Origin of the sequence: Candidatus Accumulibacter contiguus (assembly GCF_012940005.1) — a bacterium.
In the GTDB taxonomy this organism is placed as follows: domain Bacteria; phylum Pseudomonadota; class Gammaproteobacteria; order Burkholderiales; family Rhodocyclaceae; genus Accumulibacter; species Accumulibacter contiguus.
The window spans coordinates 22,928-43,935 of record NZ_SPMX01000007.1; the positions used below are offsets into that span (position 1 = coordinate 22,928).

Annotated in this window: 16 protein-coding genes; all 16 read right to left on the reverse strand. The window is 67.8% G+C overall.

Going from position 1 to position 21,008, the window contains the following annotated elements:
• Positions 1-133 precede the first annotated feature (133 nt).
• From E4Q08_RS03330 to E4Q08_RS03405, 16 genes are read right to left on the reverse strand one after another with little or no spacing between them, the layout of a single operon-like run.
• On the reverse strand, positions 134-757 hold the full coding sequence (locus E4Q08_RS03330; RefSeq protein ID WP_034909786.1) for a carboxypeptidase-like regulatory domain-containing protein: 624 nt from the start codon (positions 755-757) through the stop codon (positions 134-136).
• 4 nt (positions 758-761) lie between these two features.
• Positions 762-4,523 (reverse strand): DUF6519 domain-containing protein, encoded by a 3,762-nt coding sequence (locus tag E4Q08_RS03335; RefSeq protein WP_169069346.1) that lies wholly within the window; start codon positions 4,521-4,523, stop codon positions 762-764.
• Between the two features lie 12 nt (positions 4,524-4,535).
• Positions 4,536-6,896, reverse strand: a complete 2,361-nt coding sequence (locus tag E4Q08_RS03340; protein WP_169069347.1) for a hypothetical protein — start codon at positions 6,894-6,896, stop codon at positions 4,536-4,538.
• Positions 6,893-9,709, reverse strand: a complete 2,817-nt coding sequence (locus E4Q08_RS03345; protein ID WP_169069348.1) for a baseplate J/gp47 family protein — start codon at positions 9,707-9,709, stop codon at positions 6,893-6,895. Before E4Q08_RS03345 ends, E4Q08_RS03340 begins: the two co-directional genes overlap by 4 nt.
• Positions 9,706-12,282, reverse strand: a complete 2,577-nt coding sequence (locus E4Q08_RS03350) for a putative baseplate assembly protein (protein WP_169069349.1) — start codon at positions 12,280-12,282, stop codon at positions 9,706-9,708. Before E4Q08_RS03350 ends, E4Q08_RS03345 begins: the two co-directional genes overlap by 4 nt.
• Complete coding sequence (locus E4Q08_RS03355; RefSeq protein ID WP_034913766.1) at positions 12,279-12,653, reverse strand: GPW/gp25 family protein; 375 nt, start codon at positions 12,651-12,653, stop codon at positions 12,279-12,281. Before E4Q08_RS03355 ends, E4Q08_RS03350 begins: the two co-directional genes overlap by 4 nt.
• Positions 12,650-12,949, reverse strand: coding sequence for a hypothetical protein (locus tag E4Q08_RS03360; RefSeq protein ID WP_034913770.1), 300 nt, complete (start codon positions 12,947-12,949; stop codon positions 12,650-12,652). The genes E4Q08_RS03355 and E4Q08_RS03360 overlap by 4 nt, the downstream gene beginning before the upstream one ends.
• A gap of 8 nt (positions 12,950-12,957) precedes the next feature.
• Entirely contained in the window at positions 12,958-13,677 is a 720-nt protein-coding gene (locus E4Q08_RS03365; protein WP_169069350.1) for a phage baseplate assembly protein V, read from the reverse strand.
• Positions 13,677-14,789: a phage late control D family protein gene (locus E4Q08_RS03370; RefSeq protein ID WP_034913773.1), complete on the reverse strand. Its 1,113-nt coding sequence runs from the start codon at positions 14,787-14,789 to the stop codon at positions 13,677-13,679. The genes E4Q08_RS03365 and E4Q08_RS03370 overlap by 1 nt, the downstream gene beginning before the upstream one ends.
• Before the next feature lie 5 nt (positions 14,790-14,794).
• The gene (locus tag E4Q08_RS03375) at positions 14,795-15,067 is read right to left on the reverse strand and encodes a LysM peptidoglycan-binding domain-containing protein (protein ID WP_169069351.1); all 273 of its coding nucleotides are present in this window, start codon (positions 15,065-15,067) and stop codon (positions 14,795-14,797) included.
• 9 nt (positions 15,068-15,076) lie between these two features.
• Positions 15,077-15,766, reverse strand: coding sequence for a hypothetical protein (locus E4Q08_RS03380; protein ID WP_034913775.1), 690 nt, complete (start codon positions 15,764-15,766; stop codon positions 15,077-15,079).
• Entirely contained in the window at positions 15,767-16,054 is a 288-nt protein-coding gene (locus tag E4Q08_RS03385; protein WP_034913777.1) for a hypothetical protein, read from the reverse strand.
• Positions 16,051-18,186: an ATP-binding protein gene (locus E4Q08_RS03390; RefSeq protein WP_169069352.1), complete on the reverse strand. Its 2,136-nt coding sequence runs from the start codon at positions 18,184-18,186 to the stop codon at positions 16,051-16,053. Before E4Q08_RS03390 ends, E4Q08_RS03385 begins: the two co-directional genes overlap by 4 nt.
• Positions 18,183-19,343: a Pvc16 family protein gene (locus tag E4Q08_RS03395; protein WP_169069353.1), complete on the reverse strand. Its 1,161-nt coding sequence runs from the start codon at positions 19,341-19,343 to the stop codon at positions 18,183-18,185. The genes E4Q08_RS03390 and E4Q08_RS03395 overlap by 4 nt, the downstream gene beginning before the upstream one ends.
• Positions 19,344-19,346: 3 nt before the next feature.
• A complete protein-coding gene (locus E4Q08_RS03400) occupies positions 19,347-20,204 on the reverse strand; it encodes a hypothetical protein (RefSeq protein WP_169069354.1) in 858 nt (285 codons plus the stop codon).
• On the reverse strand, positions 20,201-20,995 hold the full coding sequence (locus E4Q08_RS03405) for a T4 family baseplate hub assembly chaperone (RefSeq protein WP_169069355.1): 795 nt from the start codon (positions 20,993-20,995) through the stop codon (positions 20,201-20,203). Before E4Q08_RS03405 ends, E4Q08_RS03400 begins: the two co-directional genes overlap by 4 nt.
• Positions 20,996-21,008 lie beyond the last annotated feature (13 nt).

Below are 21,008 nucleotides of genomic sequence, written 5' to 3' on the forward strand. Positions count from 1 at the left end.
ACGCGCTCTGGCGCATGACCATGGCTGCTCGCGGTAGCGTCGCTACCGGTCCTGTCGGGGAAAACCACGCGGCGCCTGGGGAGGACGGCTTCTTGTGCATTGACGTCAACATGGCTGGCTACCTCAATGTGTATCACCTTTGAACAGGACGCAGCCGCAGCTTCTCCAGTTCGCTCGGCTGCAACCGCGTTTCACTGACCTTCACCTCGCCGCTCGCCAGCGTGAACGCTTGCGCCGCGGCCGGCACGAGCTTGCCGCTGGCGCTGCCGACCTGCAAGGTCAGCTTGCGCCCGGCACCGATGGCGTCGACCTGCGCCGGCTGCAGAATGAACGCGTAGTAGCCGGAGTCGTCGGTCTCCACCGACGCTACGCCCACCACCGGGGCGCCTTTCTCGTCGACCAGCGTCACCGTCACATGCGCAGTCGCCCTCGCCGACTCGTCGGTGATGCGGCCCTGCAGCAGGGTCTCGCTCTTGGTGAGCGGCGGCACGCGGATGTTGGCGATCTCGGTCTCGATCTCGAGTGCAGCGGCACGGCGCAGGATCGCGTCGCTGCTGTTCAGGTAGTGCGCCACACGCGGATCGTCGCCCGCCAGTTCGCTGAGGCGGCGCGCCTCGGCGACGGCGAGCAGGCGGGCAGCGAGTTGCACGTCGCGGACCATGCTCAACAGTTCGCTGCGCTGTTCCTGCAGCGTCTCGAAGAGGCCTGCGAGGTCGCTTTTGTAACTGTTCTGTCCGGTGTTCAATATCAGGGCCATGGTGTCACCCGTGTGGTTTGAAGAGGATCGCGGCAACGATGCTGCGGCTCGCGCACAGACTGCCGGGGTTGAGGATCTGGTTGCCGACCTTGACCTCGGCCATCGCCGGGTTCATGTCGTTGGCGACGATGCAGTGGTCTCCCTGGTTGAAGCTGGTATTGTTGAGACGAACCCCCAGGGACAGCAGCGACAGCAGTGTCTCGGCGCCGCGCTCGCCGAGACGATTGCCGGTAGCGCGCAGGGTGTTGCCGTAGAGCAGGGCGTTGGCGATCAGGTTGCCACTGCGCAGACTGAATGACTGGTTGTCCTGGTACGCGAGGTCATCGAGCGTTGCCAGCAGCTGACAGCTCGCGCTGGTATTGCTCTGCCCGGTACGCGACTGGTTGTCGTTGAACATCAGCTTGCCTGCCGGGAAGAGCTGCTCCACTGCCGCTGCCCGTTGCGGCAGCAGCATCGCGGGGGCGGCGTGCGATGCAGCCGCGCGCAGAGCCGCCGCCTGCGCGTCGATGGCGGCGCTCTCGCTGACCGGCGCGGCCGCGTCCTTCTCGGGAACGATCTGCGGCCTCGCCTCGGCCGTCTGCAGCGTGCTGGCGCGCTGCAGACGCATCCCTGCCGCGGCCTGGTTGACACCGCCGAGGTCGTAGATGAAGACCGTGCCGGCCATGCGCTCCTGTACGGAGAGTCCCGACAGCTCGCTGGAAAAGACGTTGTCGGTGCACTGCAGCGGACCGAAAGCAATCGCATAGAGCGCCAGCCCGACCGGTTGGTCGACCAGGTTCTCGTGGATGCGCGCTGCCGGCCGCGAGTTGAAAGTCTCGCCTTGGGCAAGGGCACGTGCGTCGAGCAGATTGAAGTTGGCAACGAGATTCAACACGATGCCACCGCGCCGGCCGGCGATCAGATCCTCGCTGCTCACGTCCGGGGTCAGCGGTCCATTATCGACCAGGCGATTGTGCGCGATCTCCACGTCCTCGCCATAGGCGACGAAGATGCCGCAAACGGGATTGGCGCCGCTGACGCCATTGCGCTCGATGTCGTTGTCGACGATGGCCAGCGCTTCGCACATGCCGAGCGAGATGCCGCCCAGTCCCTGCGACGCCGCGGTGAGGCGCAGCGCGTTGTCGAAGGGGTTCTGCAGACAGCCACTGATATGGTTACCACGGATCGCGAGCCCGACCACCGGGGTGCCGAGCTGCCGGCGTGCAGCAGCGAGTGCATTGGCGCGCAAGGCTGCCGCCGGCACCGACACGGCGCCGGTACCGATGCCCGACAATCCCATCGCCGCGATTTCGTTGCGCTCGATGGTGATATCGTAAAGGAAGCCGGAGTTCTCGGGGTTCGGCGCTTCGTCGGCCTTCAGCACGATCGTCAGCACGAAGGACTGATCGTTCTGGATCGGCTGCAGATCCAGCTTGTCGATCACGAAACCGGGCTCGCCCTCGGTGACGCGGAAGGTCGCCGGGTTGCTGCCGAAAAGGAAGCTGCCGTCGGCATCGGTGACGAACGAGCGCGCCTCGTTGGTCGCCGTGTTGGTCAAGGTGATCTGTACGCCGGCGCGCGGCTTGCCATCGGGACCGATGACGCGCACCGTCACACCGGCTTCCTGCGGCAAGGTGAACACATGTTCCGGCTCCGGCAGTGGCGCGAGCGGCGAAGCCCCCAGCGTCACGCCGTTGCCGGCGCCGCCGACGATCACGTTCTCGAGTACGCGCACACGCTCGCAAGCGTTGCCCAGTCGAATGCCGCCGAGCGCCCGATACGGCTGCTTCAGCACGACTAGCGACGGCAGCTTGATCGCCCACACCTGGTTGACATAGCGCACGAACAGCCGCGGATTGAAATAGACGATCACCAGCCTGGCACAGGGATCGGTGGGGTCGACCGGATCGGTCTCGGTCGGCACGTCGAGCGGCGGCATGTCCGGCGCCGGCAACAGGCGGATGTCGTTGCGCTCGATCCGGCTATCGTCGCCGGCGAGATGGATCGCCACATCGCTGCCGCGCTTGTCGAGCATGCGGATGCGGTTGTGGTGGATGTTGACGCCTTTCGCCTGGCGCGCGTGGATGGCGTTGCTGCAGGCAAGAATGCGGTTGTACGCGATCTCGATGTCGACGCTGCCAGCGGCCTGGCTCGCCTCGATGACGATGGCGGTGCCGCCGAGCGTCACCATGTCCAGGTGCTCGAGGCTGACGTTCTCGGCATCGCGAATCGTGAACATCGGCAGCGTTGCGCCCTGCTCACGCGGAATCACTTTGGTCTGGGTGTCGCAGCCCTTGATCCTGACGTTGCGCCGGCCGGCAATCAGCGCATTGGTCTGGTGCAGGCCGGGCAGCAGGCAGATCTCGCCACCGTTCACGGGCAGGTGCTGCAGCGCTTCTTCGATCGAATCGAAGTCACCGTGGCTGTTGCGGCCGTCACCGACGAGGAAGGTGCAACATATTTTCTGGTTGCTCAGCGGTCGAAAGATGCGTCGGCAGTCGTCGATGTCGCCGGCAGCATGGCTGATGCTCAGCGGCGGCGGGCCGTTCCAGTTGAGGATGCCGAGCGCGACGCGACGATGCCGCACGCCCTGCGGCGGCGCCTTGGTCGGCCACAGCGGTGGCTCGAAAGCGACTCCCGACGCGCGCACCGGGAAGGTCCAGTAGTCGCCAGGTTGATAGTTGGCGTTGTTCGCGGTCGCCGCCTCGAACTCGACCCGGATGCCGTCCTTCAACTCGACCGGGTTGGCGCCGCCGACCGGAAAATCGGCCACCCGGGCGATGCCGTTCCAGAGTCGGAAGAAACCGCTCGCCGGGGTTGCCGCCGGCCAGACGCCCTGCACCTGGGTCAGTGACAGTACGCCATCCTGCGCCAGCGTGGCATCGGCGCTCAGCGTGACCTGCCAGGCGCCCAGGGCCGCGTCGAAGACGAGCGCTTCGAGATGGAAATCGCTGACCCCGCAATGGTTGATCATCTGGTCGTTGGCGGTGATCGTGACCGTGCCGCTACCCGGCGCAGCGGCTGCGTAGAGACCACGGCCGACGAGACCGCCATTCCACTGCGACCACTTGAAGCGCGCCTGACCCAGGGCATCCGGGTCGGCGATCTCGATACGGTAGAGGTAGTGTTCGAGGCCGCTGTAGCCACCACCGGCAGCGAGCGGACAGTCGCCGGTGATGGTCAGCAGCGGCGCCGGCGAGACCGTCAGCTTGCCCTTGGCGCCGAAGTCGTCGGCGAGGTCGGCGGCGGCGCTGCAGTCATCGTTGGGACCGAGGCGCAGCAACTGCAGCTTGACGAAGGCCTGCGTACGCTCGGTCGTGTCCGGCCCGCCCAGCGCCGGCTCGATCAGGTTCAACGGGTCCTGAAAACCGCTGACCGAGTCTTCCCAGACATCGAGAACGACCAGGTCGCGAACGCCATCGGCGATCGTGGACGGCGCCGCTTGCGGCGTCTGGAAAGGCGGCGCGAAATAGCCAGCGAGGAAACTCGATGGGGCGGCCAGCGTCAGCGAAAGACCATCGGCCCACGCCCGGCCGGCAGCGAGATCGACCTTGACCAGCATGCCATCGCTACTGGCGGCCTGCAGTTTGAAGCCGGCCGGGTTTGCCGCCGGCACCGCCAACAGACCGTCGCCGAAGGCATCGCGAGCGACCACGGTGCGCCACCTGCTGGCGATCGCCGCCGCCTCGTTCCAGTCGCGGTCCAGCAGCACGCGGCCCTGCTGGTGCAGCACGCCGCTGTAATGAGGCGCCGTATCGAATGCGAGGAAGGAGAAGTCGCCCTTCATGATAGTGATCCCCTAAGTGATCGGAATGAGCACCGGTCGCACCCCGACTGGCATGAATTCCTGCAGCCGGATGCCGATGTTTTTCCATTTGTGCGTGTTGCGCAGATACCCGAATGCGCCCATCTCATCGCTGGCCGGGCCGTCCTCGCGGATGCGGCGGTCACAGTCGAGCCGTAGCTGTGCATAACCCGGGCGACCAAAGCACTCGGCACTGAAGCGCAGCCGTGCCTCGCGGCCAAAGACGCAGCCGAAGTGCTGCGGCAAGCGGTCATGGTCGCCGCTGAACCAGCAGAATTTCAGGCAACTGCCGCGCTGGCCGACGCTGACATCGACGGTGTGGCTGTCCTGGTTGTCGTGCACCTCGAGGCGGTGCACGAACAGGCCGCCTTCGCCGCGCGCGGTCTGCACGCGCACGCGGCCGAAGGCGGTGAGGCCGCGCACCACCAGGTCCGGGCCCCATGCCAGATCGGCGTTGCCGGTGGCGGCGCCGAGCGCCAGGGCCGGCAACGTCGCAGTGCTGCCGCTGCCGGCATCGACGATGCTGTCGGCCAGCGTCAGCAGGTAGCCGCTGTCGATCGCCAGCGGACCAGCAATGCTACGTTCCAGTGCCACGGCCGGCACCTGATCGAAAGCATCGCTTTCGGCGGGGGCGAGACCATAGTCCTTGGTAAGGCGCAGCGCTTCGCGAATCGGCGCGCGCGTATCGCTGGCACTACCGTCGAGCAGCAGCCCGCCGCCAGGATCGAGTGTGCAGCCGAGGATGCGCAACTGGCCGAGAGCCGCCTGCATCAGCAGCGCATCGCCAGCCGGGAACGCCGCAGCGCGCGTCAGGTACAGGCCTTCGAGCAGCAGTTCAAGGACTTCGGCATTGGCTGCCCCGACTCCGCCGATCTGCGTCGGCCGCGCCCGCAGCGGCTGCAGCAGGCGGACTACCGGCCGTTCACCGGGTGCGCTGCGAATCCATAGGGATTGCGCGAGGCGCAGCGACAGAACACCGGCGTCGTTGCCGATGCCGGCGATCGCGCCGAGGTCGAGGACATGCGTCTGGCTGTCGGTGATCTCGATGAGCAGCGCTTGCGAGCGGTTCGGCAGGTCGTCGAGCGCATGCTGTAGCGCGAAAGCATCGTCGAACCAGTTGATGCGCCTGACCTCATAGGCCTGCTCGCCAGGCCAGCTGGCCGGCAAAGGCAAACGCTGCACGGGGTGCGCACCGCTGGGACCGGCCTGCGCATAGCAGGCCGACACCAGCAGGCCGTCTGCCAGGGGTTCGGCCTGTGTCGCCGGGTCGGCATCCGGCACGCCGAACACCAACCGGCCACGTTCGGGGTCGATCGCTACTTCCCAGTCGCGCAGCGGCGGTGCGATGCCAGTCTCCCAGGCACAGAGATTGGCGCCGCGAATTCGCCAGGCCTGCCCGAGGAAGGGCGTTTCGGGCAGGTGCAGCACCAGCCCGACCGGGTCGGAGCCGGGATGCGCGTCGCGCGGGTCGGTGTAGGTCTGCACGCTGACATAGCTCGCCGGGCGGCCGGCTGGCGTACCGTCGCTGAGCCGTGCCGGCGGCATCCGGTCCGGTACTTCGTCTTCGCCGCCGAGGCGCGGCGGTTCTGCATCGGCATGGAAACGATGCCGGTTGAACAGCGGCCAGGGCTCGCCCTGTGCCTGTACGTCGAAGCGCACGGCCAGGGCAGCAGCGCCGGGTGACGGCGGAATGGCGGCGATCTGCCGGAACAGCGGCCGCGACAAAGGCACCTGGAAGTCTTCGAGCCGCCACAACAGCACCGCCAGATTCGGCAGGTTCCAGCCCGACAGGCCCAGCGTCGGCGGCTTGACGTCGACCACCCGTGCGCACGCATCGAAAGCTCCACCAGTCAGCGAGAGCAGCGCCGGATCGCGCAGTGTCGCGGTGCCACCGCGGATGGCGGCGGTGAACTCGCTGGCGAGACGCAGTGGCGGCATTCCGCCGGCGTCGGGACGCTGGTGATTCAGGTGCTGGTTCCACGCCAGGCGCTCGCGCATCTCGACCGCATGCGCCGCCCAGCCCGAGAGCGCGAAGACCTGCGACTCGACGGCGCCGAGCGTGCCCTTGCGGCGGCGGTGGAAAACCGTGCGCGCGACATCGGCGCGCAGCGTCCACGGGTTGCCAGCCAGGCGAGAGGTGCCCAGCAGGTCGGCGAGGTAGGCCACCACCCAGTCATCGCAGTGTTCGATGAAGAGGTCGTGATACTGTGCGTCGGTACGGGCATGCAGCGCTGCGAAGGCGTCTTCGATGACGCCGAGAAATGCTGCGAGTTGTCCGGGCGGCGTCTGCTCACTGTCGCGAATGCGATACACCTCGGGAAGCCGCTCGTACAGCGGCCGGCGTGGCGAGCTCATGGCAGCCCTCCTGGCTCGTCAGCGGCGAACTGCAACTGCAGCGCCGTCGCCTGCAGCGCCAGCAGCCGGTCGCCGGCGCAGGCCAGCGAGCGCTGTGTCGCCGGAACATTGGCGATCGACAGCGCCGGCTGGAACAGCGCTGGGCTCAACTGCAGGCCCGGTTTCGCCTGCACCAGCGGTGGCCTGGCGACGGCGAGCGCAGTAAGCCGCACCCATATCACACCGCTTACCTGCTGCACGGCGGCGACGACCTGCGAGCCGTGCACCCCTTCACCGAATTGCCGCTGCTGCCAACTGAACAGACCTCGTGACGAATCGACGCCATTGCCCTCTTCGCCACTCGCTCCCAGGGCTTCGAGGATCGCCAGACGCAGGTCTTCGGTGCGTCGGGTCGGGTCGTAACCCACCACCAGATGCAGCGACACCGGCGTGCGCGCACCTGCCACGACCAGCAACGGGCAGCGCCTGGCGCCGCGTGCGCCCACCGCTGCGCGCAGCGCGTCGCTGGCGGCTGTGGCATCGGCTGCCGCAGCGCTCGCGGTGAGGATGGTGACGCGCACCAGCGCGGCGCCGTCGACCTGGGTGCAGGCAGCGCGCGCCTTCAGCACGCCGGGAATGGCCAGTGCCTCGGCCTCGTAATCGGCCAGACTGACGATACGGCCCAGGCTTTGCATGGTTCCCGGTGCAGCCAGGCGTGCGCCATCGGCACCCTCAGGTTCGGCACCGCCGGTCACCGCTTCGAGCAGGAAAGCCGCTTCGAGTCCGGCGACCTTCTTGTCGGCCTGTGGTTTCGCGTCGGCCTGCAGCAGCCCGTGCGCACCCGCGCCACTGCGGTAGACCGCCAGCACATTGCCACGACCGGAGCGCAAACGCGCGCCGCTCTTGCCGTCACCGAACTGCACCCAACTCTTGCCGTCGGCATCCTCACGCACGATATAGACGTGCTCTCTTGGCGTACGCCCGAAAAGACTGTCTACGCGCGTCCAGGCGACGCCATCGACCCACACCTGCAACTGCGGCAGCAGCGGCGGCACCTGCGTCGTGTCGAGCAGATAGGTGAGCGGCGTCCTGGGTAGCGCGAAGGTCTGGAAAACTGCGCGTGCATCGCCGTCTCCCAGTGTGATCCGGGCCTCGGTTTTACCCTGTGTCGCTTCGACCAGGTTGCCGTACACCGTGACTTGCGGTGCGCTGTGGTCGAACTGCGTGTAGTCGAATTCGCGGTCGAGCTGCACACGATGCCAGCCCGGCTGCCCGCCATCGTCGCTGGCGACGGACAGGGCGGTGGCGGCGACCAGAGCCGGGCCTGGGCCGGAAAACAGCAGGCTGCGCCTGGCCAGCGCGGCGGCTTCACCGACCGTGCCATAGAAATGCAGTTCCTTCCCGCGGGTCGCGGCCGTCGGCACGAAGTCGGCGCGCAACTCGAAAGGCTCGCCGACGACCTCGTGAAAGCTGATGCCGCGGATGTCGGCATAGCCGAGCGTGCTGCCGTTTTCGCTGATCGCCAGGTCCTCGTCCAGCGTCAGCACCGTGCTGGCACCGCTCAGTGGTCCCCAAGCCAGTGATTGCCGATCGACCTGCGCGATGCGACGTTCGAGCAGACGCTTGCGGCGATTGCTCGCGTTACTGCCGACGCTGAGGTTGGCCTCGATCAGCAGCCGCGTGCCGGCGACCACGCTGCTGACCTCGCCGTCGAGCGGCATCTGCGTCGATTGCAGCGACGGTACGGCCGGTGCGGCGGTGGTGGCGGCGAGCTTGCGCACATACGACACCTGGCTGGTGGTCGCGCGCCCCTTGTCGTCCACATCGACCTGCGTGGCTGGTGCGTTGTGCCCGAAGTGGCGGTGTGTTCCGGCAAGTTTCCAGGCCCGCAGGCGCGGCGTCGACGCGAGCGTGGGCACGCCGAGCCCGGCCGCGAGCAGCGGCCGTGCCAGCGGCTGAGCAACGAGACCTGGCGTCAGGAAGGACAGTGGTGACGCGATCTTGAGCGACAGCGGCTGCAGCAGTGGCGTGAACAGCGAAGTCGCAGCCGGCAAGGTTGCCGAAACGAGGCGCGGTGGTGTCAGCAGTCTGAAGCGTGGCGGCTTCTTCAGGCTGGTGATGCCGCCTTGCATCTTCACGACGGTACTGCCAAAGGCTTCCCAGGTCTTGTCTACGACCATCACCTGCGTATGATCGAACGCTTCGCCAGCAGCGCGGGCGACGCCGACCAGGATGCGGTCGCCGGCTTTGAGCTGCACCGCGACGCCAGCATCGACCAATAGCGTGAAGGTGTCGCTGCCGTAACGAATGTCGGGTACCTGGCGCGGCCGATACAGATGAAACTGCGAAAGCGCCGGCTGCGCGAGCAGTTGGACGCCGGTCTCGAAAACCGATGGCTTGTCGTCGCCGGCGAGCTGCGCCTGGATGCCCAGGCCAGCCGGCAGCAGCACGGGTTGTGTACCCTTCACCGCGAACGCGAAACGCGCGCGTCCCGCGACTCCTGGCGCGAGCCGGTAGCCCAGCAGGCGCACCAGGTCGGCGACGCTGTCGCGCCACTTGGCGCTGCGCAGATAGGCCTCGTTGGCGTAGAGATCCTGGTAGAAGCTGAGAATGTCGCCGACCTCGGCGGCGGCTTCGATCAGCGCGATGCCGGGGTCGTCGGGCAGGCGGTGCGTCCACTCGGCGAGCACCGTACTCGCGTCCAGCCGCGACAGCATGTGCTCGCGCAGGTCGGCGTAGCTGCCGATGCGGTAGTCGATGGTGCTCAGGCCCGGCCGGTTGTCGACCGTCTTCGGGAAAGCAGCCGGCTGGCGGCAATCGTTGGTACAGCTCATCGGCGACCTCCGGTGATTTCGAAGCGGATGCGACCGGTTTCCAGGTGATCGGGGTCGTTGGCAACGACGATGATCTCGAACGGCCCGACAGGAATCTTCTCCAGGCGCGATTCGGGCAGCGCCGAGGGGTCGATGTCGATCTCGGTCAGGCCGCCACCGCTGCCCGGGTTCCAACGCCGCATGCTGGCGCGCAGGACGCGGCCGACGCCGGTGACGGCGAGCGCACGGCCGATCAACTGGCTCGCGTACAGCGACTGCCCGAAGGTCCACCGATCCGGGTGGAAAAAGCCGTGGCGACCGTCGCGCGTCCAGCCATCGGAAAACTCCTCTTCGAGTGCCGCTTGCAGATCCTCGGGCCAGTAGGCCGGCTGCGCACACAGGGTCAGCTTGATGTCGAGCGGCACATAGTGCGCCGCGCGCACCTCCAGATCCTCGCCGATCAGGCGGACCGCGTCGAGGTGATCGGCGAGCGCGCGCCGCAGCGGCTCGGTCAGCTCGATGCTGCCTGCCGGGTCGATGGCCACCTGCACGCAGCGCCAACTGCCGGTCCAGGCATAGCGGGCGCGGGCATGCGCAACTCCTGGCAGTTCCTCGGCACGCCTGGCGTAGTCATCGAGGGTGACGGCACGCAACTGGTGCTGGCGATAGGCCTCGGGCACGCGGCGAACGATCTCGGCGGCGGTTTCGGGATCGCGACCGTCGGTGACGTCGAACGGATTCCACACGCGCTGCACGGCGCCGCTGGCGTCCACGAAGCCGACGAGGCTGTCGGCGCCGACATTGCCCTGACTGCCCTGCCCGACGCGATAACGGCACTGCACAAAGGCGCCCGTGGGCAAGGCTGCGCCGTTGCTGCCGTCGCCAAAACGCAGCGAGCTGCCACCAAGCTCGTCGGTCTCGACGATGAAGTGCTGGTCGTCCCCCTGGCTTTCGATCAGGTCCGATTGTTCCTGCCACGGCTCGGCAAAACCCTGCACCATGACCTGCGCGGTCGTTCGCGTCGGCGTCTCGCCGCCGGGCGCGCTGGCGCGGTAGGCCAGCGGCGAGGCCGGCAGCGGGCAGAGCACACCGCGCAGCGGAGAGGCACTGCCAGCCTGGCGCAGCACGATCTCGTAACTGACCGAATCACTGGCGACGAAGCTTCGCTCATCGGCCCCGCCAAGCGGCTGTCCCGGCGCGCGGAAGGTGGTGATGCGCGGCCGCCCTTGCGTCACGCGCAGCAGGTTGGCGTGGAACAGACTCACGTCTTCGACCGGCTGGCCTGCGCAGTCGCAGACGAAGCAGAAGTTCTGCCGCAGCGCGTCTTCGGCACGCCAGCGCACGCGTACCAGCCATTCGCCGGTGAATGGGTCCTGCAGGGCCTCGGCGCGCGTGATCGGGCCATGCAGGGGCAACAATTGCAGCAACTGCCGCTGCGCGATGCGCCTGCCGTTGGCGGTGCCGGTCTCGGGGTTCAGCGCCTCCTGGATCAGCAACTGGTCGACGGCAGTGTTCACGTCGACGGCACCGGGACCCGGCACCTGGCTCGCATGCGTGCCGAGGAAGAAGTCGCGCAGCGCTTCGGCCTCGGCCTGCGTGAGCGGCGTCGCCGCCGTCAGGTCGGCTTCGGTGCTGCCGGCGGCGAGCGCCGTCACCGTCTTGCCCCAGGTATAGAGCCGCAAGCGGTTCAGCGGCGCGAAGCAGCGGCGGCGCCATGGTCCGCCGTCGCGCGCGATCGCGAAAATGACTGCGTCGTCGTCCTGCCAGGCACGGCCACTCCAGACGCCGAACTCATCATTGCTCGTCGCCGGCAGGTCGACCATGCCGGCCACTTCGAGAGCCAGCCAGGTGCTGGCCTGATTGCCCTGGTGGATGTGGTAGTCCAGCAGCCGCGCATGCCGCGCCAGCGACACACGCTTGCGTGCCGTCGCGAGCGCGCGCTCGTTCATGACGCGGTCGTGGTAGTCGGCCTGCTCGTCGGCATCGGCGGCGACCAGGTCGATCAGCACCTGGTCGAGGTCGGCTTCGCTGCTCGGTGACCAGCCGGGAACGCGGCGCATCATCGCGGCGATCAGCACATGCCGGAAGGAGTCGTAGTCGCGCGCGAGGTAGTCGATTTCGGGTTCTGCCGGCGCTGGCCTGCCCTTCTCCGACGGCGTGCAATTGAGATTGAAACAGCCGGGGCGAAACTTGAACGGCAAGGTGCTGAGCAAGGGGTCCATCGCCAGCGGCAGGGCATTGTCCGGGGCGCCTAGACCGGCGCTGGTGGTCGACAACAGGTAGGTCGAGTAATCGCCGACCGGAGCGATCTGCAAGCGCAGCGTGTTGCCGGTGCCCGGCAGCACCTGCACCACTGCGACCGCTCGTGCCGGGTTGCCGGAACGCTGACGAGTCGCCCCCTGAATCTTGAAAGCCTCCCTGGGCGGCAATGGCGCAAGCGCATTGGCATTCCAGAATTCGACGTCGAGCCAGGCGAAAGCCGGCTTTGGCGCAGCGTCGAGGGTGACGTAGGCGAGCCTGAAGGCATTCAGCCCCTTGCCGTCGAGGTCGCGCGCGCGGTCCTCGAGCCGCTCCTCGTTGCCTAGCCGGGTCATTTCGCCCCCTGCCGCTGAAAGCGCACGCTGCGAACCTCGCCGCTGGCGAGCACGCGGTAGCGCAGGTCCACGTTGAGTGTGGCGTCGTCGGCGCTGACATCGAGCGCCTCGACGGTGACGCGGTGCCCGAGCCAGCGCGAAAGGTTCTGGCTCACCAGCGCCTTGCTGATCGCCGCTGTCGCATCGTCGTTCTGCTGGAACACCAGCCGCCGCAACCCGGCACCGAAACTCGGCAGGAACGGGCGCTCGCCCTGTGCGGTAAGCAGCAACTGCATGATCTCGCCGCGAATATGCTCGGCCAGACCGGAGGGCGTCGCGGTACGCCCGTCGGTGCCGACATGAAAGGGGAAAGCCAGATGACGACCGTTCATGGCAGGGGCGTCCTGAAAGTGTCGACGGTGAAGGCCATGCTGTGCCGGTGCTTGTCGAGTCCGCCGTTGCCGCTCTCTTCGCTGGTGATCAGGTCGCTCCCGTGATCGGCGAGAAACTTCAGCACACCCTGGGCGATCGCCGCGAAGAGAATCCTGCGGTCCTGTGCGCCCTGATCGCTGTCGGGCAGGGATTCGCCCTTCACCGCCTGCCATTCGTTGTGCATCGCCTGGTCGATGTAGGCCGCAAGACTGAACGCGAAGTCGTCGATCCGGCCTGCCTTGAGTGGGTTGGCCATGGTGTTCCTCAGCCGGTGGTGACGCGCGTCGACAACAGCGTCGGCGTCGCAGGGGGAAAGGGGGTGGCAGGAACGATCGGGGTCACCGGGATGCCGATCACCGTTTCGCCGACATGCATATGCGTATTGAAGATGCTGACCAACTGATTCAGGTACTGCAGCAGCGAATCGCCGAAGGCGAGCGGGTGTGCCGCGCCTTCGGTGAGTTCGATCAACGGCGCTTCGACGATCACTTTGCTCGTCGCCTGCACGCGAATCTGCCCGTCGTTGACGCTGATCGTCAACAAGTTGCTACCGTTGGCATCGGAGAGCGTCAGGGTCTTCGCGTCGTCGTCGAGCGCGACCAGCAAGCCCTGTTCGCTGCGCAGGATTTTCAGCGGCGGTTTGGCTGGCGTGCCGTTCTGGTCGGCCGGGAGGTCGCTGCTTCCCCACCAGCCGCCGCTCCAGATCGGTCGCGACGGGTCACCGGCTTCGAATTCGATCCACACGCCGGCGCCGATCGGTGGGATGCTGTGCAAACCGACCCCGGCGCCGGTATAGGGTGCGCAGGGTGTGGCCCAGGGGGTGAGCACGGCATCGCCGAACACTTCGGGAACCTGCGCCTTGATGCGGCCGATCGCTGCCGGATCCTGGTTGTCGGTGACCAGGCCACGGTACTTGCCGAAGTGGCGCGTGCGCGACTGCGTCGCGAGTTCCACCACCAGACGTTCGAGGGTTCCGCTTTCCATCAGAACACTCCCGCGAAGAGTCCGCCGCCACCCGTGCTGCCGGCCGAGCGCGCATTGCGGTGCAGTGCGAAACGCTGCCGGTAGCTGCTGTCGGTGAGCACATGCGTGACCTGGCCGATCAGGTAGTCACCCGACAAATAGCCGCCGACGCCGCGTACGCGCAGCAGCCGGTACGGCTGCAGCACGCCCGCGTAGTCGTCGATGTCGACTTCGCCGTTGGCAGCGTAGGCCCAGGACGAAAGATCGACGGTGGCCGCGGTGGCGGCGTCGAGGTCGCTCTGCTCCTCGCGCGTGCCGGTGAGCAGGGTCAGCGCCGGCTGCGTCAGGTCGTGCGCCGGAGCGTCGCCGAGCGGCGTGCCGGCGGCAGCATCGGCACTGCTGGCAAGCACGCTGCGGTCGGCAAGGGCGACGCTGCCGGCACGCGCGCGCAGCGGCCGCAGCGCGTCGAACTCGGCAGAGAAACTCGCGACGTTGCGCTGGTCGCCGAGCAGCAGGATTTCGGGCAGGTCGGTCGCCGCGAACTGTGGCCGCTTGAAAGCGCCAACGCTCGCCCCCGGTGCTGCGCCCGGGCGCACATAGGCGAACATGCCGTAGCGTTTGGCGAGATCGCGCAGCAACTGCATGCTGGTGCCGCGCTGCACGACCACGCGCTGCAGCGCCGCTCCGGCAGCGGGCAGCGCGTCCACGTCGGGCGTCAGACCAGCTTCCTCGAACAGGCTGGTGACGATGTCCTGCGGCGACATGTCCTCGAAGAGAGCGACCTTCTCGTCACGGTTGAGCTGGACGCTGTCGTCGTGCACCACCAGCGTCATCCGGCTCTGGTCGGGCGAGGCCTGCAGCTCGTAGCGATTGCCGACCACCAGACCGTCGATCAGCGGCACGAAATCGTCACTGGCCACCTTGACCTCGACACGCACGCGCGCAAAGGGCTGCGCGAAGTCGTCTTCGACGCCGGACCACAGGCCGGCGTCGCTGGTGGCGATCGGCAGCTCCAGCTCGGCCGCCGCCGCCATGCCGATGCCCTGGTCGATGCGGATTTCGCTGATGCTCGCCAACTGCGCCGCCGTCGCCGGGACATTGTCGAAGTAGACTCGGTATTCGGCCCTGGCCATCGTCGTCAGCTCCGGGGGATCGTGATCGGCCGGCCAGTCGGCTGCAGCAGCGACGTGGCTTCGAGTTCGCTGTTGGCGTCGGCGATGTGCCAGTAGCGCGTCGCGTCGGCGTAGCGCTGTTCGCTGAGGGTGTCGAGCTGGTCATGCGCACGCACCGTCACCGGGTCGCCGGCAGGAATCGGCAGGAGCCGCAGCTTGACGGCCGCGACCTCGGTACCGGCGCGGTCTTTTGCCGTCACCGTCGGCAGACCATGGTAGCGCGAGTTCTTGAGGAACATGGCGGCCTCTCAGAAGGGAATGATATCGACTGCAAACTCGATCACCTTGGCGAGATTCAGCGTCGCCTGGGTGTCCTTGATCATTTGCGTGTACTTGTAGGCGCCCGCACCGACAGCATCATCGGTCGGTGCCTGGCTGGAAACCTGCATGCCGATCTTGACTTCGGCCTGCACCGGGTTGAGCAACAGGTCGTACTTCTGTTCGCTGATGGACATCGAGGTGATGGTCACCGGCAGCACCCGTGATGGTCCCCAGATGAACAGGATGCGCGGTAGCGGTACACGGGGCACCGGCTGCGTCGGCGGCGTGCTGCCCGACCCCGAGAGTGCCGCGCCGATCGCGTCGATCGCCGCGCCGATCAGACCACCGGGCGTGCTCTGCGGGTAGACCATCTTCTCCAGCGCCGCGATCTGCGGACCGACGCCGAACAGACGCGGGATGGCAGACACCGCGCCGCCGGCACCGAGGTCGTCGGCTGCCGAGAAATGCGCGCTGATCTCGAAACGCTCCGAAGGTGGCGCCGCGGCGGCGTGCGTCTCGATCCGCGGTCGTGCCGATGCGCTCGCCGGCGGCGGCGGGATGGTGATCGTACGCGTCATGTTTTCCGGGTTGAACTGGAAAATCACGATGTTCGGAATCGGCCCGAGGATGTTCGCGCCATATTCGACGAGCACGCCACGCAAGGGAAAGAGCGCCATTCAGCGGTCCTCCCCGGCTTCTGTCTGCGCGCTGGCAGGGTCGTGGGCGTGCGTCACCCACTCGCCCAGGCGGGCGGCGATGAGTTTGCAGAGGGTCTGTGCATCGGCATGCGCCGGCGCATCGATGACGCCAAGATCCAGCGTGGCAAGGCCGCTGCCCAGCGTACCCGGTTGCAATTCGGACAGTCGCCGCTGCAGGGCGCCGTCGAGCTGCTCTGGCAAATGCTCGCCGATTCCCGCCGGGAAGCCCTGCAGCGTGATCACCAGGCGTTCGATGTCGACGTTCATGCGAGGCTCCCGATCAAGGCGGCATAGCGACCGAACTGTTCGTGACCGGCGACACGATTCATCTTTTCGAGTTCGCGCTTGACGGCGGTCAACACCTCCAGCATGCCCACCTGCGCGGGCGCCTCGGGACGCTGGCCGGCGGCCAGCAGGCAGGCGTTGAAGGCGGCGGAGCGGATGTGGCCGCCGGCGAGTTCGAACTGCTGTGCGAGCCAGCGGCAATCGATTTCGACAATGTCCACGCGCGGCGGGAAAGCCTGCCGCCACAAGCGCTCGCGTTCGACGACGCCGGGCACCGGGAACTCGACGATGTAGCGCAGCCGGCGTGTGAATGCTTCGTCGAGATCCTTGCGGCGGTTGCTGGCGAGCACCGCCAGGCCCTTGAAGCGCTCCATACGTTCGAGCAGATAGCTGATCTCGATGTTGGCGAAACGGTCGTGCGCGTCACGTACCTCGGTGCGCTTGCCAAACAGCGCATCGGCCTCGTCGAAGAACATCAGGCAATCGCTGGTCTCGGCGGCGTCGAAGATGCGCCGCAGGTTTTTCTCGGTCTCGCCGATGTACTTGTTGACCACCTGCGAAAGGTCGATCCGGTACATCGGCAGCTCGAGCGCGTTGGCAAGCGCCTCGGCAGCCATCGTCTTGCCCGTTCCCGGCGGTCCGGAGAAGAGCACCGACAGGCCGGCGTCGTTCCAGACGCGCGCCGTCCCCCACTCGTAATGTACGCGTCCGAGCACGGCCATCGCCGAGACGATTTCGCACAGTTGCTGGGTCTGCGCTGGCGGCAGCACCAGTTCGCCGAGTGCGAAGCGCGGGTGGACCAGATTGGCGAGGCCGTCGAGTTCGAGCCGTGCCTCGGCCCGGCAGACGGCGAACAGTTCATGCGCGCCGGCCGCAGAGCCCAATGCCGACGCCGCCGCCGCGGCCCGCGCCAGCGGCCGCTCGGCGAGACGGAAACGCCGTGCCGCTTCCGGAAGCGCAGCGCGGATTGCCGCTGGCGCGCCGGCCAGCGTCAGCGCCAGCCGTTGCGCGCGCGCCGTGGTGTCGAGCGGTGGCAGCAGGCAGGTCGGCAACAGCAGCGACGCCGGCACGCCGCGCACCGCCATGCCGCCGTCGACCACCGGCAAATACCAGCGCAGCGGCAAAGCGGCCAGCGGCGCGAACCAGTGCTCGGAAACGCCGGCGCCGCAGCACGCCTGCCAATGCTCGGGCAGCAACAGGTCGGCGCCCTGCATCCAGCAGGCGGTGGCAAGCGCGCCAAGGCCGGGCCGATCCGGCGTCACGTCGTCGGCAAGAATCATCAGAGCGCGCCCACTCGCCTGTGCAAGCGCCTGCGCCCAAGCGGCAAAGTCGGTGCCACGCGGCGCCTGCAGGGGCAGGAGCTGCATTGCCGTCGGAGCATCGGAGCGCAGACGCGCCAGCAGCGGCAGTAGTTCCTGCGGCAACTCGCCGGGCGCCATATCGCTTTGGCGCAGCATTCCCGACGGCAGGCACTGGCCATCGAGCAAGGCTTGCGCGACCAGCGCCGGCATTTCCAGCGGCTGCTGCCAGTCGAGCGAATCTCGCCCGGCCGGCAACTGCACGAGGCCGTGGCGAAACAGGGCGTGGCTCGCGTCGGCGCAGGCGGCGATCGCCAGAGGTTCGTCCCAGAGCCGCTGCGCCAGCGCCAGCGTCGGCCAGGGGCGCGACAGATCGTTCTGGCACGCCGCGCAGACGGCACCGATCGAGGCATCGGCACGCCCGGCCAGCGCACAGGCCAACACGAATTGTGCGGCAGCGGTCAGCGCACATTCGCTGGCCAGCCAGGTCCAATCACCGCGGCGGACCGGGGACAAGCGCGGTTGTTCGAGCGCGGCGAGGCGCTCGCTCAGATAACGGGCGGCGATGTCGCGTTCGAAAAATGCACGCTTCTCGTCGCGGAAGCGCGCCAGGTCGAGACTATCCTGCAGCGCATCACCGGCTGGCGGCAGCGCACCCGGCAGGGCTTCGGCATCTGCGCCGCGCTGATGCCAGCACCACGCCACTTCACGCCGCAGCCGCAGCGTCACTTGTGCCAGCCACAGCGCACAGGCGGGGTCGGCAACGGCAACGTCGGGGTTCATCAACACCGGTGCGGATGCGAGCGGCGCGTTCATGTCCAGCTCAGCAGCGGTGAGTCGAGCGCCTGCTCGCCATTGACGCGCAGGATGACACGGTAGTCCGGATCGGGAGCCAGCGCCTGCGTGTCGGTCACCGTGAACGTGAGCGTCGTCGCCGTGCCACCGGGCTGCGGCTCGAGCAGCAACTGCGCCTTGCCCTGCAGATAGAGTGCCGCATAGGTCGCGGCGGTGGCGCCACCGAGCTGGCTGCCGTGCACCAGGAAGGTGCCGGAAAGCCTGCCGAGCACCGGCGTCAGCGGCCCGGCGAGGTTGACCGAGGTGACGCGCGGCAGCAGGTGGCCGGCCACCGCGTTGCTGCTCAACTGGTGACCGTCGGGCAGGGTGCGTGCGACGCAGACCGGGTAGCTGCCGGCGCTGATCGTGTCGGCCAACGGAATGGTCGCCGTGAGCGCACCATCGAGCGTACTGGTTGCTGGATAAGTCGACGCACCGACCAGAATCTGGTCGTAGCCTGCGAGTTCGCTGCCGCGCAACACGATCGGCTGGCCGGCGCTGAAGCGCTCGGGTTCGATCGCACGGACGCGCGCGCCCAGACTCGGCAGCACGCTCGCGCCTTCGTACGGTTGCGGCGGTGGCAGCGGCTTGCCGATGCTCCTGACCGGCAGCGCATAGTCCGGTGCCTCTGCAGTGGACGCCAGCATCACCGGGCGCACCTGGAATGCAGCTGCGACGCGGAATTTCTCGTCACTGCCCTGCATGATCCGCGAAAGCAGTTCCACATCGGCCTCGTCGAAGGTCAGGCGCAGCGGATCGGGGTTGCTGGCGAGCACGCTGTTGCTCGCGTCGGGCCGCACGCTGCTCAGCGCATTGAGGGCGAGCAGGCCACGACCGAGCAGCCGATGTGCGACGATCGAGTCGCTCTCGGGACCATCGAAGGCGGTCAGCAGGTAGTGCAGCACCAACCATACCGGTGGCGCCTGTCCGGCGTCGAGCGGGCGGTTGCGCAGGTTGGCGTCGATGCTGATGCGGTAAAGGAAGAGGTTGAAGCTGCCACCGCCGCCGACCACTGCTGCCTTGCTGGCATCCTCGGGGCGGCCGACGGCCACCGCGTTGATGCCGGTCCTGGCCGCGAGCTGCACTTTCAGCAGTTCGCTGACGGCGCCGATTGCCTCGCTGCTGGCGGCGAGCGACACGGCTCAAGCCCAGCGCAGGTAGTGGCGCTGCAACGAAAAGCGCGGCGCCGGAATGGCTGCGAACGCCGGCTGCGGTACCGCTGCAGGCGCCGGTTCAGGGGTGCGTACTGCGAGCGCGATGGTGCCGATGCGGATTTCGTTGCGCGCAGCGGGAACGGGGTCGATGGCGGCAGCTGCCACGGCGCGCTGCTCCAGGCGAGTGACATCGACACGTGGCACCGGCATCGTGACCGGCGTGGCCGGCTCGCTGCTGCTCATTACCCCGCGGCGCGCTGCCTCTGCCTCTATCGAGGCGAAGGGCATTCCCGGCGGCAACTGCACGCCGAGCTGCGCGAGCATCGATCCGGGATCGGGGGGGGTCGCTGCGTCGACCTGGAGGGGTTGCGGGTTCGCCGCGCCATCCGACGGGTGCTGCGCGACACGCTGCCGGGAAAGGAGCGACGGGGGCGACGACAGTGGTGCATCGATTCCCCTTGCCAGGGTCACGCCAGCCGGCGCGACCGCCAGCGAATCGTGCCGCAAGCTTGAGGTCGGCAAGCGCGCCGCCTCGGGAGAGGGCGTGCCGGCCATCGCCGGTGCAGACACGGGCGATGCAGACTCGGCGCGCTGCCGGGCTAGCAGGGTTGCTGGTGGCGGCGGCGGCAGGTGCGGAGCAGGTACGCCGCGGGCATCCTGCGCGACCGGTGGAAAGAGCGCTGCCGGTGCCGGGGCCATCGCCACGCGCGCTGCCGTCGTGTCGGCGTTCGGCGCCGGCACTTCGACCTGCTGTTCGAGCGGCTCGATCGCCTTCGCCTGCGGAGCGGGAGCGGTCCCGACACGCGCATCGATCTGTGCGGCAAGTCTCGCGAAATAGCCGCTCATGCCCAGCCCCGGGCAGCGATTTGCTGCAGGTAGTGCGCGCGACGCCAGCGCGGCAGCGCGAGAATTTCCGCTTCACTCCAGTGGAAGGCAGACGCGAGCTGCAGCACCTCGTCGAGCATTTTCGCTTGCGTGCCCGCGAAGCCTTCGAGCAGCAGTGCTTCGAGGTCGCAGGCGACAAGCTCGGCGTGGTCGCAGGCCGGGCAGCGGGTCTGTAACTGCAGGGCGGTGAGCGGATCGTGCGCGGCGAAGGCATCGTCGAGCGCACTCAGCCAGGCTGCCGGCGGGCGATGATCCGCGCCCACCGCTTGCCCGGCGACGCTTTCGATCAGCGATGCGGCGAGCGTCTCCTGCGCCAGCACACCGTCGCGCCGCCAGCGCTGCAGATCGTCAGCGCAGGGCAGGCGCAACGACACCTCGGTACCGTCGTCATCACACCAGGTGAAGTGCGGTGCTGCCGGGTCGCCGGCGAAGGCGCGCAGATCCAGGTCGAGGGCCATGGCTTCGCCACACGCGCTGCAGGCCACCTGCAACCCGATGGTGGCGTCGCCCGCAGCCAGGCGCATCGCGATCAGTGCCTGCAGACGCTGATTCAGGGTCCAGGTCCAGGGCTCGTCGATGCCGATGGCACGGCCCTGCGGGTCGGACACACAACTCACCAGCAAGGCAGTCACGGCGCTCGCCCGGTCGACGGCGGCGAAGGCGATGTCGAGGTCGCTGGCTGCGCTGCCGAAGGCTCGCGCGCAGCAGCGCTGTGCGGCAGGCGCCGTAAACGTGGCCTTGGGCTCGTTCATGCCGCGGCTCCGT

Coding starts and splice junctions, on each gene's coding strand:
- E4Q08_RS03330 (WP_034909786.1), bottom strand. CDS start 757: ATGGCCCTGATATTGAACACCGGACAGAACAGTTACAAAAGCGACCTC.
- E4Q08_RS03335 (WP_169069346.1), bottom strand. CDS start 4,523: ATGAAGGGCGACTTCTCCTTCCTCGCATTCGATACGGCGCCTCATTAC.
- E4Q08_RS03340 (WP_169069347.1), bottom strand. CDS start 6,896: ATGAGCTCGCCACGCCGGCCGCTGTACGAGCGGCTTCCCGAGGTGTAT.
- E4Q08_RS03345 (WP_169069348.1), bottom strand. CDS start 9,709: ATGAGCTGTACCAACGATTGCCGCCAGCCGGCTGCTTTCCCGAAGACG.
- E4Q08_RS03350 (WP_169069349.1), bottom strand. CDS start 12,282: ATGACCCGGCTAGGCAACGAGGAGCGGCTCGAGGACCGCGCGCGCGAC.
- E4Q08_RS03355 (WP_034913766.1), bottom strand. CDS start 12,653: ATGAACGGTCGTCATCTGGCTTTCCCCTTTCATGTCGGCACCGACGGG.
- E4Q08_RS03360 (WP_034913770.1), bottom strand. CDS start 12,949: ATGGCCAACCCACTCAAGGCAGGCCGGATCGACGACTTCGCGTTCAGT.
- E4Q08_RS03365 (WP_169069350.1), bottom strand. CDS start 13,677: ATGGAAAGCGGAACCCTCGAACGTCTGGTGGTGGAACTCGCGACGCAG.
- E4Q08_RS03370 (WP_034913773.1), bottom strand. CDS start 14,789: ATGGCCAGGGCCGAATACCGAGTCTACTTCGACAATGTCCCGGCGACG.
- E4Q08_RS03375 (WP_169069351.1), bottom strand. CDS start 15,067: ATGTTCCTCAAGAACTCGCGCTACCATGGTCTGCCGACGGTGACGGCA.
- E4Q08_RS03380 (WP_034913775.1), bottom strand. CDS start 15,766: ATGGCGCTCTTTCCCTTGCGTGGCGTGCTCGTCGAATATGGCGCGAAC.
- E4Q08_RS03385 (WP_034913777.1), bottom strand. CDS start 16,054: ATGAACGTCGACATCGAACGCCTGGTGATCACGCTGCAGGGCTTCCCG.
- E4Q08_RS03390 (WP_169069352.1), bottom strand. CDS start 18,186: ATGAACGCGCCGCTCGCATCCGCACCGGTGTTGATGAACCCCGACGTT.
- E4Q08_RS03400 (WP_169069354.1), bottom strand. CDS start 20,204: ATGAGCGGCTATTTCGCGAGACTTGCCGCACAGATCGATGCGCGTGTC.
- E4Q08_RS03405 (WP_169069355.1), bottom strand. CDS start 20,995: ATGAACGAGCCCAAGGCCACGTTTACGGCGCCTGCCGCACAGCGCTGC.